The 14,312-nt window shown below is 67.2% G+C and carries 11 protein-coding genes; 5 read left to right on the plus strand and 6 right to left on the minus strand.

The genetic code is table 11. The features are described from left to right. Window position 1 precedes the first annotated feature (1 nt). Both cbiQ and BLU81_RS18770 read left to right on the plus strand, forming a co-directional pair. The gene (gene cbiQ / locus BLU81_RS18765) at window positions 2–742 is read left to right on the plus strand and encodes a cobalt ECF transporter T component CbiQ (protein WP_092545866.1); all 741 of its coding nucleotides are present in this window, start codon (window positions 2–4) and stop codon (window positions 740–742) included. A gap of 5 nt (window positions 743–747) precedes the next feature. Continuing rightward, window positions 748–1,497 (plus strand): energy-coupling factor ABC transporter ATP-binding protein, encoded by a 750-nt coding sequence (locus BLU81_RS18770; protein WP_092557292.1) that lies wholly within the window; start codon window positions 748–750, stop codon window positions 1,495–1,497. Window positions 1,498–1,571: 74 nt separating this feature from the next. Here the strand turns inward: BLU81_RS18770 and BLU81_RS18775 are convergent, their stop codons facing one another. Together BLU81_RS18775 and BLU81_RS18780 are read right to left on the minus strand one after the other, a co-directional pair. Then, window positions 1,572–2,024 carry a peptidoglycan-binding domain-containing protein gene (locus BLU81_RS18775; protein WP_092545867.1) on the minus strand — a complete coding sequence of 151 codons (453 nt, stop codon included), beginning with the start codon at window positions 2,022–2,024 and terminating at the stop codon, window positions 1,572–1,574. A 210-nt stretch (window positions 2,025–2,234) separates the two neighbouring features. Next, complete coding sequence (locus BLU81_RS18780; RefSeq protein WP_231954640.1) at window positions 2,235–4,643, minus strand: phosphoketolase family protein; 2,409 nt, start codon at window positions 4,641–4,643, stop codon at window positions 2,235–2,237. A 149-nt stretch (window positions 4,644–4,792) separates the two neighbouring features. On the opposite strand from BLU81_RS18780, the gene BLU81_RS18785 reads away from it, so the two are divergent. The 3 genes from BLU81_RS18785 to BLU81_RS18795 all read left to right on the plus strand — a co-directional run bounded on the left by BLU81_RS18785 (window position 4,793) and on the right by BLU81_RS18795 (window position 8,840). After that, entirely contained in the window at window positions 4,793–5,140 is a 348-nt protein-coding gene (locus tag BLU81_RS18785; protein ID WP_092557294.1) for a hypothetical protein, read from the plus strand. Between the two features lie 7 nt (window positions 5,141–5,147). Next, complete coding sequence (locus BLU81_RS18790; protein ID WP_092545869.1) at window positions 5,148–8,399, plus strand: NACHT domain-containing protein; 3,252 nt, start codon at window positions 5,148–5,150, stop codon at window positions 8,397–8,399. A 144-nt stretch (window positions 8,400–8,543) separates the two neighbouring features. Next, complete coding sequence (locus BLU81_RS18795; protein WP_092545870.1) at window positions 8,544–8,840, plus strand: hypothetical protein; 297 nt, start codon at window positions 8,544–8,546, stop codon at window positions 8,838–8,840. Here the strand turns inward: BLU81_RS18795 and yicI are convergent. The 4 genes from yicI to BLU81_RS18815 are packed head-to-tail and all read right to left on the minus strand — an operon-like array spanning window position 8,827 to window position 14,216. Continuing rightward, window positions 8,827–11,088 (minus strand): alpha-xylosidase, encoded by a 2,262-nt coding sequence (gene yicI, locus BLU81_RS18800; RefSeq protein WP_092545871.1) that lies wholly within the window; start codon window positions 11,086–11,088, stop codon window positions 8,827–8,829. The genes BLU81_RS18795 and yicI overlap by 14 nt on opposite strands. A gap of 9 nt (window positions 11,089–11,097) precedes the next feature. Further along, on the minus strand, window positions 11,098–11,952 hold the full coding sequence (locus tag BLU81_RS18805; RefSeq protein ID WP_092545872.1) for a carbohydrate ABC transporter permease: 855 nt from the start codon (window positions 11,950–11,952) through the stop codon (window positions 11,098–11,100). After that, window positions 11,949–12,848, minus strand: a complete 900-nt coding sequence (locus BLU81_RS18810; RefSeq protein WP_092545873.1) for a carbohydrate ABC transporter permease — start codon at window positions 12,846–12,848, stop codon at window positions 11,949–11,951. Before BLU81_RS18810 ends, BLU81_RS18805 begins: the two co-directional genes overlap by 4 nt. Before the next feature lie 57 nt (window positions 12,849–12,905). Further along, window positions 12,906–14,216, minus strand: coding sequence for an extracellular solute-binding protein (locus BLU81_RS18815; protein WP_092545874.1), 1,311 nt, complete (start codon window positions 14,214–14,216; stop codon window positions 12,906–12,908). Window positions 14,217–14,312 lie beyond the last annotated feature (96 nt).

Consider the following 14,312-nt stretch of genomic DNA (forward strand, 5'->3'; position numbering starts at 1 on the left):
CATGAAGGTCCTGCATCTCGACCGGGAGAGCCCGGTGCACCGGCTCTCCCCCGAGGTGAAGATCGCTTCGGTGCTGCTGTTCACGATCGTGGTGGTGCTCACGCCGCGGGAGGAGTTCGCCGCGTTCGGCGGTTTCGCGGTGCTGATCGCGATCGTGGCGGTGCTGGCCCGGGTGCCGGCCCTCTGGCTGCTCCGGCGGGCCACCATCGAGCTGCCGTTCGTGCTGCTGGCGGTGGCGCTGCCGATCTTCGGGCAGGGCGAGCGGGTCGACTGGCTGGGTCTGTCACTCTCGGTCGACGGCCTGCACGGCGCGTGGAACATCTTCGCCAAAGGCACCCTGGGTGTCCTCGCCTCGCTCCTGCTGGCCGCGACCACCCCGATGCGGGACCTGATCACCGGACTGGACCGGCTGCGCTGCCCGGCGGTGATCACCGAGATCATGATGTTCATGCTGCGCTACATCGACGTGCTGATCGACGACGCGCGGCGGATGCGGATCGCCCGGATCTCCCGCGGTTACGACCCGCGGTTCCTGTGGCAGGCGAAAGCGTTCGCGATCGGAGTCGGTTCCCTTTTCCTGCGATCGTACGAGCGGGGCGAGCGTGTCTACCTGGCGATGCTGTCGCGCGGCTACACCGGCCGGATGCCGAACTCCGGCGGGGTGCGGGCACCGGCCCGCGAGTGGCTGGTTTCGGCGGTGCTGCCGGTCGCGGCGGCCGGGATCGCCCTGGCTCTAGCATGATCGACATGACTCCGGCGCTCGAGATCAGCGGCTTGACGTTCGCCTATCCGGACGGGCGGCAGGCGCTGTTCGGCGTCGACCTGCGTGTCGCCGCCGGTGAACGGGTCGCCCTGCTCGGGCCCAACGGCGCCGGCAAGACCACCCTGGTGCTGCACCTCAACGGCATCCTGCACGGTGGCGGCGGTCAGGTGACGATCTCCGGCCTTCCGGTCACGCCCAGTGACCGGAAGGCGATCACCGAGATCCGCCGCCGGGTCGGTGTCGTCTTCCAGGACCCCGACGACCAGCTGTTCATGCCGTCGGTCGCGGAGGACGTCGCTTTCGGTCCTGCCAACTTGGGCGTACGCGGGACCGAACTCGAATCACGCGTCACCGAAGCCCTGACCGCGGTCGGCATGCTGGAGCATCGCGATCAGATCCCGCATCACCTGTCGTTCGGCCAGCGCCGCCGGGTGGCCGTGGCGACCGTGCTGGCGATGCGGCCGGAGATCCTGGTCCTCGACGAACCGTCCTCCAACCTGGACCCGGCCAGCCGACGCGAACTCGCCGAGATCCTCCAGGCCCTGCCGGTGACGGTGCTGATGGTGACCCACGATCTGCCGTACGCGCTGGAGCTCTGCCCCCGCTCGGTGATCCTGGACGCCGGCCGTATCGTCGCCGACGCCCCTACCGGCGACCTGCTCGCCGACGGCGCCTTGATGGCCACCCACCGTCTGGAACTCCCGTTCGGCTTCGACCCGTCCTTCCGCCGCTGACCCCGGGCGCCGCACTCCGCCCGGCGTGGTGACTTCGGGCGCGGAACGCACCGTAAGTCACCACGCTGTGAGGGTCAGGCTGCCTTGCTGAGAGGGGCCGTCTCGCGCAGGCCGCTGATGAGCGCCTGCCAGGTCTGCGGGCCGGCCACCCCGTCGACCGAGATGTCGGCGCCGCTGGCGCGCAGTGTCCGCTGGAGGTCGCGGACCGCGGCCTCGGTCTTCGGGCCGTAGACACCGTCGGTGGAGTCGAGGGCGAACTCCTCCTGGAGGCCACGGACCGCGTTGCCGGTGGAACCGGGGTGCAGCTCGATGAGCAGCGCCCGCCACGTGGCCGGGTCGACCACGCCGTTGTCGGGCAGGCTCTTGGCCCACTGGACGGCGCGCACCGCGGCGCCCGTCTCGGAGCCGAAGACACCGTCGACGGTGACCGTGTGACCGTGGGCGAGCAGCAGATATTGCAGCGTCTGCACCTGATGGTCGGTGGATCCCTGCCGGGTCGTCGGCCAGGGGTTCAGGGTGGCGGTCATACGGGGGCCCCTTCCTCATCGTCGAGCGACGGGTGTTGTGCTCCTCCCACTTTCGGGTAACCGGCCGATGAATAAAAGGGTGAGACATGTCTCGACGTCAGATTCGCAAGAATTGTTTGGTTCTTGCTGAGCGATTCGTGACCGCCGATACGCGAACCGCGCGCGAATCCGTTGATTCGCGCGCGGTAATGCGCAGAAACGATCAGGACCTCAGTGTTCGGCCCAGTCGCCGAGTGACCAGTCGCGGACCTCGGGCATGTCCTCCAGGTTCTCCACGACGTACTTCTCGTGCTTCTCCAGCTTCTTCTCGCACCAGGCCTTCAGCTCGGAGGCGCCGGCCGGCAGCCGCTTCGCGTTGTTGATCGCGTCCATCACCAGGTGGTAGCGCGACGCCCGGTTGCGGACCGTCATGTCGAACGGTGTGGTCGTGGTGCCCTGCTCGATGAAGCCGCGCACCCGGAACCGGTCGGCGTCCGGCCGGCCGTGCACCAGCTGGTGGATGGCGCCCGGGTAGCCGTGGAAACTGAACACCACGTCGACATGATCGGTGAACAGCTCCCGGAACAGGGTCTCGCTCAAGCCGTGCGGGTGGTCCTTCGGCCGGGGCAGAGTCATCAGGTTCACCACGTTGACCACCCGGACCTTGAGCTGCGGCAGCTTCTCCTTGAGGATCTGCGCCGCCGCCACCGTCTCCATGGTCACCACGTCGCCGGCGCAGGCCAGGACGATGTCCGGGTCGCTGCCGCCGTCGTCGTTGCCGGCCCAGTCCCAGATGCCCGCGCCCTGCTTGCAGTGCTCGATCGCCTGGTCCATGGTCAGCCATTGGAGCTGCGGCTGCTTGTCGATGACGATCAGGTTGACGTACGACCGGGACCGGAAGCAGTGGTCGGCCACCGAGAGCAGGGTGTTCGCGTCCGGCGGCAGGTAGACGCGGGCCACGTTGCCACGCTGGTTCAGCACCACCGAGAGCAGGCCGGGGCCCTGGTGCGAGAAGCCGTTGTGGTCGTTACGCCACGCCGTCGAGGTGAGCAGGATGTTCAGGCTCGGGACCTTGGCCCGCCACGGCAGGTGCGAGGCCTCCTGCAGCCATTTGCCGTGCTGGACCGTCTGCGACGCGCTGACCATGGCGAACGCCTCGTAGGTGGCGAACATCCCGTGCCGGCCGGTCAGGTTGTAGCCCTCCAGCCAGCCGTGACAGTTGTGCTCGGAGAGCACCTCCATCACGCGGCCCTTGTTGCTGATCTTCACGTCGTCGGCGGTGACCGTCTCCATGAAGCCGCGGTCGGAGACCTCGAAGACGGCACCGAGGCGGTTGCTGTTCGTCTCGTCCGGGCAGAACAGCCGGAAACTGTCCGGGTTGCGCGAGTAGATGTCGCGCATCATCTCGCCCAGCTTGCGGGTCGACTCGGCGTGCTCCACGGCCGGCTGTTTCACGTCGATCGCGTAGTCCCGGAAGTCCGGCAGGTCCAGGTCCTCGGTGAGCAGTCCGCCGTTGGCGTGCGGGCTGGCGCTCATCCGCAGGTCACCGGGCGGGGCCGCGTCACGGATCTGCCGCACCGGCGCGCCGGTGGCGTCGAACAGTTCCTCCGGCCGGTACGACTTGAGCCACTTCTCCAGGTCGGCGAGGTGCTGGTCGTTGCCCTTGACCCCAGAGAGCGGGACCTGGTGCGAACGCCACGTGCCGGTGACCGTGATGCCGTCGATCTTCTCCGGGCCGGTCCAGCCCTTCGGTGTACGCATCACGATCAGCGGCCAGTTCGGTCGCTTTCCGTCCCACGTACCGCCGCGGGCCTCGTCCTGAATGCTCTTGATCTTGCCCCAGGCCTCGGCGAGCGTCTGGGCGAACCGGTGATGCATGCCCGGCAGGTCCTCGCCCCCGACCTCCAGGACGTCGTAGCCGTGGCCCTCGAAGAACTTGCGCACCTCGGCCGGGTCCTTGCGGGCCAGCACCGTCGGGCCGGCGATCTTCGCACCGTTCAGGTGCAGGATCGGCAGGACCGCGCCGTCGTGCTCCGGGTTGATGAAGGAGACACCCTTCCAGGAGCCCTCCAGCGGCCCGGTCTCCGCCTCACCGTCACCGACCACCGCGATCGCGAGCAGGTCCGGATTGTCCATCACCGCGCCGAACGCGTGCACCAGGACGTAACCCAGTTCCCCGCCCTCGTGGATCGAGCCGGGCGTGGTCACCGACACGTGGCTGGGGATGCCGCCGGGCGAGGAGAACTGGCGGAACAGGGTGAGCAGACCGTCCTCGTCCAGGCCGACCTTCGGGTAGACCTCGGAGTAGGTGCCCTCCAGGTAGCCCGCGGCGACGAGCGCCGGCCCGCCGTGGCCCGGGCCGGCCAGGTAGATGGCCTGCTGGCCGGTCTCCTTGATGAGACGGGAGACGTGGGCGTAGACGAACGACAGACCGGGGCTGGTGCCCCAGTGTCCGAGCAGGCGGGGCTTGATGTGCTCCGACGTCAGCGGCTCCCGCAGCAGCGGATTGCCCTGCAGGTAGATCTGCCCGACGGTCAGGTAGTTGTTGGCCCGCCACCAGGCGTCCAGGGCGGCGACCTCGATGTCGTCCGGGGCGGCGAGCTTGCGCACGAGTTCCTGCTGGCCGAGCGTGGCGGTCACGATCATTCCTCTCGACTGAAGTCTTTCGAGTTCCTGACTTGTCACGATCAACGTATCGGCGACGCGAAACACCGGCACGGGTCTTTGGTCCCCTCCCACCGGGACGTTAACCCCGCCGGGATGAGTATCGGCGCGGGATGATGGAAGCGATGGCAACTCACCCTGATCCGCACATCCACGTCGAAGCCGGCCTCAGCGCCTCCGGCCGCACCCGCGACATGCTCGCCGCCACCTTCGGGCTGGTCGCCGAACTACCGGCCGAGGTGACGACCGGCTGCGGCAGCCGGGTGCCGCTCGCCATGACCTCCCACCTGCCGGAACGCGTCACCTGCCTGCCCTGCCGCGATCACGCCAGCGACCGGCACCGCCGCTTCGCCGACCAGGTGGCGTTCCTCGGCCCGATGCCCGGCTCCCCTCTCGCCGGCACCGACGCCGCCCGCGCGGCGGCCGAACACCGGGCGATGGCCCGCCGCTTCGCCGGCGAGGACGGTCCATGATGGTCTGATGCCACGGTCGCTCAGTTACGCCGACGCCGCCCGCCTGCTCGGCGGCCAGCACAGCAGGATCGTCACCGCCCTGGAGAAGTCGGCCGGCTGGCTGATGCTCGGCACCGTCCCCGGCGCCGGCGAGGTCCTGAGCTGGTTCGACGCCAAAGGTGAGTTGGTGCGCCTGAGCCACGACCTGGTCCGCGACCTGTCCGAACGCCGCAGCGGCCTGTCCCGCTACGACCGCACCGAACGGCTCGAAGCGGCACACACCGTGATCGCCGTGGCAGCGTTCTTCGAGGCCCTCGACGACGCCGACCTGCCGTCCCGATTCAGCGAGCTGATCCCCACCCGCCCGGAACGACTCACCCTCGCCGGTGGCGGAGCCGTCACGCTGGAGGAACAGTTGATGGAATCGCTGCGGAGCATCGGTGATCTGTTGCCGAATCCGCAGCGATCCCCCGAGAAATTCCTTCAACTGCTCCATCTCCGGTACGCGGAACTAGGGTCCCGGGTCAAGTGGTTCACTCGCGGGCTGGCGCACTGGGAGAGGCTTCCGGCCACCGACCAGGAACGGTTCGACGCGCTGCTCGAAGCACTTCCCGAGCGGGCCTGCCGCAGATATGAGGAGTCGTTCCGGCGGCTCGTCGCCGAGTTCCCGGAAGTGGCGTGCTGGGCGGGTGCCCGCGAACACCGGGCCACCCGGGCCGCCCTCGCCGACATGGAGGAACTGCTCCAGCGGATCTCCAGCGGCCGGCTGCCCGACGAACGACGGCAGAGTCTGGCCGCCGCCAACCGGGCCGAGTTGAACCGGCGGGTGGCGGAGTCCGGCGAGGTGCCGGACGGCATCCGGATGCCATCGCTGGGCGAGGCGTACGTGCCGCCCCGGTTCCGGGCCTCGAACGTCCTGACCAGTGATCGGATCAGTGCGGAATCCTGGTGGGCCGGGCTGCCGGCTCGAGCCGATCTGGAGGACTTCCTGATCGGCCATCTCACGTCTCCGCAGGCGGTGCGGGCTCCGCTGCTGGTCCTCGGTCAGCCCGGCTCCGGGAAGTCGGTGCTCACCCGGGTGCTGGCGGCCCGTCTGCCGGCCGCCGACTTCATGCCGGTCCGGGTGGTGCTGCGCGACGTCCCCACCGCCGACGAGCTGCAACTTCAGATCGAACACGCGATCCGGCTGACCACCGGCGAACGGATCGAGTGGCCGGCGCTGGCCCGATCTGCCGGTGGCGCGCTACCGGTCGTCATCCTGGACGGCTTCGACGAGTTGTTGCAGGCGGTCGGGGTGACGCAGACCGACTACCTGCTCAAGGTCGCCCGTTTCCAGGAACGCGAGGCCGAACTGAACCGTCCGCTCGCGGTCGTCGTCACCACCCGGACCGCCGTGGCCGACCGGGCACGTCCGCCCGAGGGCACCGTGGCTATCCGCCTCGACCCCTTCGACGACGGCCAGGTGACCACCTGGCTCGACATCTGGAATCAGGTCAACGCGGCGAACTTCGCCGCTCAACAATTGCGCCCGCTGCCCGCGAAGACCGTGCTGGCGCATCGTGCGCTCGCCGAACAGCCGCTCCTGCTGCTGATGCTGGCGCTCTACGACACCAACGCCAACACGCTCCAGAAAGCCGAGAACAACCTTCAAGCTCATGAGCTGTACGAGGAACTATTACGCTCGTTCGCCACCAGGGAGATCCTCAAGCATCGACCAGGCCTGTCCGCTCGCGAACGTCAGACGGCCGTCGAGAGCGAGCTACGCCGGCTGTCGGTGGTGGCGTTCGCGATGTTCAACCGGGCCGCTCTCTGGGTCACCGAGGCGGACCTGGACCGCGATCTCGCCGCGCTGCCGTTCGGCGGTCCGCAGCATCACTCGGCCGGGACGGATCTGCGGACACCACTGGGCGCCGCCGAGTTGACGCTCGGCAGGTTCTTCTTCATTCACCAGGCAAGAGCCTCACAAGATCAAGAAAACTTGCTGACGTACGAATTCCTGCACGCCACTTTCGCCGAATATTTCGTGGCGCGACTGACGTGGCAGGTGGTCAACGATGTAGCGGCCCGCCAGTCGGCGTCCATGATGTCGTTCGATACCGGTCCCGCTGACGACGACCTGCTTCGAGTGCTGTTGTCGTTCGAACCACTCAGTCTCCGGGCGCCGGTCATGGAGTTCCTGCACTCCCTGGTGGAATCCGCTGACGAGACCGTCCGGGACGGAATCCGGAAAGTAGCGTTGCGGCTCTACCGGTCGGTCAATCACACTCCGCCCACCGCTCGTTTCGCCGACTATCGACCTCAGCGGCTCAGCGAACCCGCCCGGTACGCGACCTATGCCGCCAACCTCCTGCTGATCAGCCTCTGCACCGGGGTGGTGCACGGCCGCGAGCTGTACCCGGAACAGCGAGATCCGGTCGACTCCTGGCACGCGCAGGCGCTGCTCTGGCGGTCACAACTCTCCACGGACGGCTGGACGAGCCTGGTCTACACCGCCACACTCGAACGGATCGGGAGCGGGCCCGACCGCGACATCCGGCTCGGTACCCATCTGGACCTGCTCTCCTGGGACATCGATCCGGCCTGGACCTTCAGTCTGGACCCACAGGCCGGCGGTACCCCCTTCATCCCGAGCGACCTGGACTACCTGGCCGTCCGCCGGAAGGCACACTTCCAGTGCGGGGTCCTCGACGACATGATCCATCACGCGATCGGGCAGGTGCCGCCGCGGCCCGGTGCGGCCGTCGATCACTTCGCCCTGGACGGGAACAGCAGATATCTGTCGACGATGGCGGCCATGCTCCGGATCACGACGGCCCGGGAAGACGTCGACTACATGGCGGCCGCGGACTTCGCCGGAAAGGCATTCCAGCCCTGGGATGTGGGCGAATACACGGACTTCGTCCGGGTGCTTCTGACCCGGCTCTCCACCGACACCGCGGTCGACGCGGCGACAGCGATGGGGGTTCTGCGACGGATCGCGGATCAGAGCAACGCGACTAACGGTGTGTTCGACTCGTTCCTCCAGGTCGTGCTGCGGTTCCTCGGCCAGGACCGGAACTGGGACCGCGGCCTGGTAGCAGTGCTGAACTGGGTGGCGGCGACAAATGACCCCTTCGTGGATCCCGTCCTGCTCATCGATGCCGAGGTGCGCGCCTTCGAACTGGATCTGCTGACCTCGCGGCCGCCGGGCGCAAACGTCCGGCTCTTGGACAAGATCAGATACATCCGCCCTGACCTGGTCGTCCGCTACCAGCGACTCCTCCAGGAACTGCAGGCCTGACCGTCACGGCGTGACGCCAGTCGATGCACTGACAGCCCGCATCGCGATGCCGATGGACGCCGGTAGGTCGTCTCGGCTCGCCCTACTCAAGTCATAGACCTTTGCCAACTGCGGTGACCGCTGCCGGGTTCGTAGGGTCGGTGCATGCGGATCGGTCCCCTGGAGCCAGGGGACCGGGCTCTCGGCCCGGACCTCGCACGCGGCTTCATGCTCCTGTTCATCGCCCTGGCCAACACCCACTACTTCGTGCTCGGCTCCGCCTACCTCGGCGGCTACCCCGAAGGCGGCACGGTCGCGGACCGGATGCGCCGGGCCGGGCGGCGGGGCCCGTTCGAGACGCTGACCCGGCGAGTCGCCTACGGCCGGTCCGCCGGCAGCGGGGAGCGCCCGGCCGCCGTTGGTGGGCGGGGCCGGGCGCTCGGGGCTGCTAACCCAGGGTGAGGGTGCAGCTGTCTTCGTCGGCGGCCAGTTCGGTGATCGTGTCGCCGAGCCGGACGCGCCAGGGGAGGGCGTCGCCCATCCGGCCCACGGTGATGGTGCCGTCGTCGACCGAGACGGTGAAGACCGTGTCGGTGGCGGTCTGGCCGGGGACCACTACCGCGGTGCGGCCGGGCTGAGGGTGGAACAGGTGCAGGGTGACGCCGTCACGGAAGTCGTAGTCGGGGCGGTCGTGGCGGGCTCCGACCGGGATCACCGCGCCGGGGCGGACCAGCAGCGGGGCCGTGGCGAAGCCGTGCGTCTCGGTCACCCAGCATGGGCCCTCGATCTCCGACGCCTCGCCGGTGGCCGGGAGGTAACGGGTCCAGCGGCCGGACGGGACGTAGTAGGACACCTCTCCCCCGGCGGAGAAGACCGGGGCCACCAGCAGGTCCGGGCCGAGCATGTACTGGCGGTCCACATAGGTGGTGCCGGGGTCGTCCGGGAAGGCGATCGGCATCGAGCGCATCACCGGCAGGCCGGTGCGGTGGGCTTCGACGGCGGCGCCGAAGATGTAGGGCATCAGGCGGTACTTGAGGTGGGTGAACGAGCGCAGCACGTCCACCGACTCCTCGTCGAACAGCCACGGCACCCGGTAGGACGAGCTGCCGTGCAGGCGGCTGTGCGACGACAGCAAGCCGAAGGCGATCCAGCGCTTGAAGACCGCGGGGTCGGGCATCCCTTCGAAACCGCCGATGTCGTGGCTCCAGAAACCGAACCCGGAGGACGTCAGGGACAGGCCGCCGCGCAGGCTCTCCGCCATCGATTCGAAGGTGCTGGAGTTGTCGCCGCCCCAGTGCACCGGGAACTGCTGGCCGCCGACGGTGGCCGAGCGGGCGAACAGCACGGCCTCGCCTTCGCCTTTCGCCTCGCGGAGCACCTCGAAGACGACCTCGTTGTAGAGCTGCGTGTAGTAGTTGTGCATGCGTTCCGGGTCGGAGCCGTCATGCCACACCACGTCGGTCGGGACGCGTTCGCCGAAGTCCGACTTGAACGAGTCGACACCCATGTCGACGAGGCGGCGCAGTTTCCCGGCGTACCACTCCCGGGCCTCGGGGTTGGTGAAGTCGACCAGGCCCATCCCGGCCTGCCACAGATCCCACTGGAAGACGTCGCCGTTCGGGCGTTTGAGCAGGTAACCCTTCGACGCGCCTTCGGCGAAGAGCGGCGAGCGCTGGGCGATGTACGGGTTGAGCCACAGGCAGGTGCGCAGGCCCCGGTCGGCGAGGCGTTTGAGCATGCCCTCCGGGTCGGGGAAGACCCGCGGGTCCCATTCGAAGTCGCACCAGTTGAATTCGCGCATCCAGAAGCAGTCGAAGTGGAACACCGACAGCGGCAGGTCCCGGTCGGCCATGCCGCCGACGAACTTGTTGACCGTCTCCTCGTCGTAGTCGGTCGTGAACGACGTGGTCAGCCACAGTCCGAAGGACCAGGCCGGCGGCAGCGCGGGACGGCCGGTCAGCGCGGTGTACTTGCGCAGGATGTCGGCGGGCGTGGGACCGTAGATGACCAGGTACGACAGGCTCTGCCCGGCGACGCTGAACTGGGTTCGGGTGACCATCTCGGAGGCGACTTCGAAGGACACCTTGCCGGGGTGGTCGACGAGGACGCCGTAACCGCCGTTGGTGAAGTAGAACGGGACGTTCTTGTAGGACTGTTCGCTGCTGGTGCCGCCGTCCTCGTTCCAGATGTCGACGGTCTGGCCGTTCTTGACGATCGGCCCGAAGCGTTCACCGAGGCCGTAGACGACGTGCCCGACGCCGAGGTCGAGCTGTTCGTGCACGTAGTCGCCGTCGGGGCCGGTGACGACGCCGATGCCCTTCCAGCCGCTGCCGGTGATCCGCCGTCCGTCGGGGTCGAGGAAGTCGAGCCCCCACTTCTCCCCCGGCGTGAACCTCGCGGTCAGGGCGCCGGACGTCAGAGAGTACTGATCGACGCTCACCTCGACCGGCGAGGAGGAGATCTCGAAGTTGGGGGTGCGCGGCCGGCCGCCGGTGTAGTTCGAGACCGTGACCCGGATGACGTCGGGGGCCGGGGCGGAGCACTCGATGGTGAGCAGCGCGGAGTTCAGCGTGTCACCACGGTGCGTGATCGGCCGGGTGGCGGCCCAGACGGTCAGCGTGTCCGATGTGGTCGCGGTGTCCTGGAGGTGGGCGGGGTGCAGGACGGTGATCCCGGCGCGCTTACGCCAATAGCCATCGGTGAACTTCATGGAGATCCTTTACTTGATGGCGCCGGCGGCGATGCCGCGCGTGAGGGTCCGCTGGAAGATCAGGAAGAAGAGGATCGCGGGGACGATGCCGATCAGGGCGGAGGCGCTGGTCGTTGTGGCGTCCATCATCCGGTCGCCCTGCAGGACGCCGAGGGCGACGGGAACCGTCTGGTTGTCGTTGGACACCAGGAAGATCAGGGGCAGGAAGAACTCGTTCCACGTCCAGATGAAGAAGAACGTGAACAGCACCGCGAGGGTGGGTCCGCTGACCGGCACCACCACCCGCCAGAGGGTGCGCCATTTGCCGGCGCCGTCGATGGACGCGGCTTCCAGCAGCTCGCGGGGGAACTCGGTGTAGACCGAGGTGAGCAGATACGTACCGAAGGCGCTCTGGATGACGGTGAAGATGATGATGACCGCGAACAGGCTGTCGTAGAGGCCCGCTTCTTTGGAGATGTAGTACAGCGGGTAGACCAGCACCTCCTGCGGCAGCAGGTTCGCGACCAGGAAGAACACTAGGAACCAGACGCGGCCCTTCACCCGGCCGATGCCGAGGGCGTACGCGTTGAGGATCGACAGGACGACACCGAGGACGGCGACGGTCAGGCTGGTGATGAAGCTGTTCCAGAGTTTCTGGCCGAAGTTCACCCGGTTCCAGAAGTTGACGATGCCGTCCCAGTACAGGCCGGTCGGCAGCGACAGCGGGCCGTTGGCGGCGTAGTCGGCCGGGCTCTTGACCGCGTTGAGAGCGATCACCAGCAGCGGCCCGACCAGCAGCAGTAGCAGTACCAGCAGGCCGGCGAGGACGAAGAAGCGGACCGGGTCGCGGTGGCGCAGAGAGGCCGGTGGGGTGGTGACGGTCATCGCAGTTCCTCCGACCGGTGCTGGAGTCGCAGGAACAGGAACGCGAGGATCACGATCAGGATGGTCAGTACGGTGGAGATCGCCGACCCGTACCCGACCTGGGCCTTCTCGAAGTAGTTCTTGTAGGCGAAGTACGACGGCACCAGTGTGGAGTTGCTGGGCCCGCCCTTGGTGAGCACGAAGACCTGACCGAAGATCTTCAGCGCGGCGATCGTGGTGGTGATCATGACGACGTAGAACTCGGGCCGGATCATGTAGACAGTGATCTTGCGGAACCGCTGCCACCAGGTCGCACCGTCCAGATCGGCCGCCTCGTAGAGCGACGGATCGATCCGCGACAGGCCGGACATGAACATCACGACCGGGTAGCCGAGCTGGAACCAGATCATCACCAGCATCACGCTGTAGAGCGCGTAATCGGGGTCACCGAGCCAGTTCTTGGCCAGCCCACCGAGCCCGACCGCTTCCAGGATCCGGTTGAGCGCGCCGTAACTCGGGTGCAGGATCCAGCTCCAGATGATGCCGGTGACCGCCACCGGAATCACCTGCGGCAGGTAGTACCCGGACCGGAAGAGACCTGCCCACCGATCACCGAAACGCTTGCCCACGTAGTCGAAGAGCACGGCGGCCAGAACCAGGCCGATCAGTGTCGGGATCACCGCCATCGCGAACACCAGCAGACCGATGTTCCCGAACGACTGCCAGAACAGGGTGTCGCCGAACAATCTGGTGTAGTTGTCGAAGCCGACCCAGCGCGGATCGCCGACGCCGGACCATTTGGTGAAGCTGTAGTACACCGTCATCACCAGCGGCACGACGATCACCGCGAGTGAGGCGAGCACGCCGGGAATCAGATAGACCGCGTAACCGCGGTCCCGGGTAACACGACCGGCCATGCCGGGCCCCTTCCGTTCGCGGCGCGGGCGGTGGTCACCGCCCGCGCCGCGCGCTGCTCATTTGCCGAGGTCTGCCAAGTTCTCGTTGTACGGCTTGGCGATCTCGTCCAGGAAGGCGTCCGGAGTCTTCGAGCCGTTGATCAGGCCTTGTGTTCCGGCCACGAGTACGTCGTAGTAACCGGGCGCCGGCCAGTCGGGGTAGAACGCGAGCCCGTCCGAAGTGGAGATCTTGTTGAAGGTCTCGACGAGTTCCTTGTTCTTCGGGTCGGTGATGGCCGACGGGTCGGCCGCGACCGGGACACCGCCGGAGTTGCCGAGCAGCGCCTGCACCTCGGGCGACATGGTGATGTCGATGAAGTCGTACGCCAGGGCCTTGGCCTTGCTCTTCTCCGGCACCACCCACAGGTTGCCGCTGGAGCCGGGGTGCAGGGTGTTACCCGGGAAGAGGAAGGTGCCCCACTCGAAGTCCTTGATCTCCGAGGCGAACCGGCCGTACCACCAGGAGCCGGAGATCAGGATCGGGAACTCGCCCTTGGTGAAGGAGACGCCCATGTCCTCGGCCTTGATGCCGGCCGAGTCCTTGCCGACGTAGCCCTTCGACACCCAGTCGGCGAACGTCTGCGCGGCGTAGGTCAACTGCGGGCCCTTGAAGTCGACCTTGTTCTTGTAGAGCTGGTAGTCGTCGACGAACGCACGGTCGGCCTTCGACAGGGCCAGTTCGTAGACGATCTGCTGCGCCGGGTACTCGGCGCCGCCGACGGCGAGCGGGGTCACCTTGTTCTGCACGAACGTGTCCATCACCTTGGTGAACTCGTCGAGCGTCGTCGGGACGGCCAGCTTGTACTTGTCGAACAGCTTCTTGTTGTAGTAAACGGTGACGAACTCACCGTAGTTGGGCACCCCGAAGACCTTGCCGCTGCCCATGATGCCGTCTTCGTCGTACTTGGCAGTGGTCTGCAGGCTGGCACTCAGTTTCTTGTCCCAGCCACGCTTGGTGAACTCGTCGGAGAGGTCGGTGAGCAGGCCCTGCTTGGACAGCAGACCGGCGGTCGCGTTGCCCTTGTTGTACTCGAGGATGTCCGGGGCGCTGTCCGAGTTGAGGATCATCTGGGCGTTCTGCTGGATCTGCTCGAAGCCCTTCTCCTCGAACTTGACCTCGACGCCGGGGTGACTTGCCTTGAACAGTTCGATCGATTTGTTCCAGGCGATGCCCATGGCGCTCTCAGGGCCCTCGTAGTGCCAGAGGTTCAGGACTTTCGCGTCAGCGCCCTCCTCCGAGGAGGACTCGTCGCCGCCGCAGGCGGTCAGGCCGAGGGAAACCGCAAGTAAGAGTGCACCGGCCGCCAGGCCGGAACGTGATCGGAACATAGCCGTCCTCCCAGAGGGACTGGTCGAGGAAAGTAAGCGAAACAACTCGTCGAAGCGCTTCGACGATGGCTCTTGTCGAGACGCTATTGATTCAGC

This window comes from Actinoplanes derwentensis (assembly GCF_900104725.1).
Classification (GTDB): domain Bacteria; phylum Actinomycetota; class Actinomycetes; order Mycobacteriales; family Micromonosporaceae; genus Actinoplanes; species Actinoplanes derwentensis.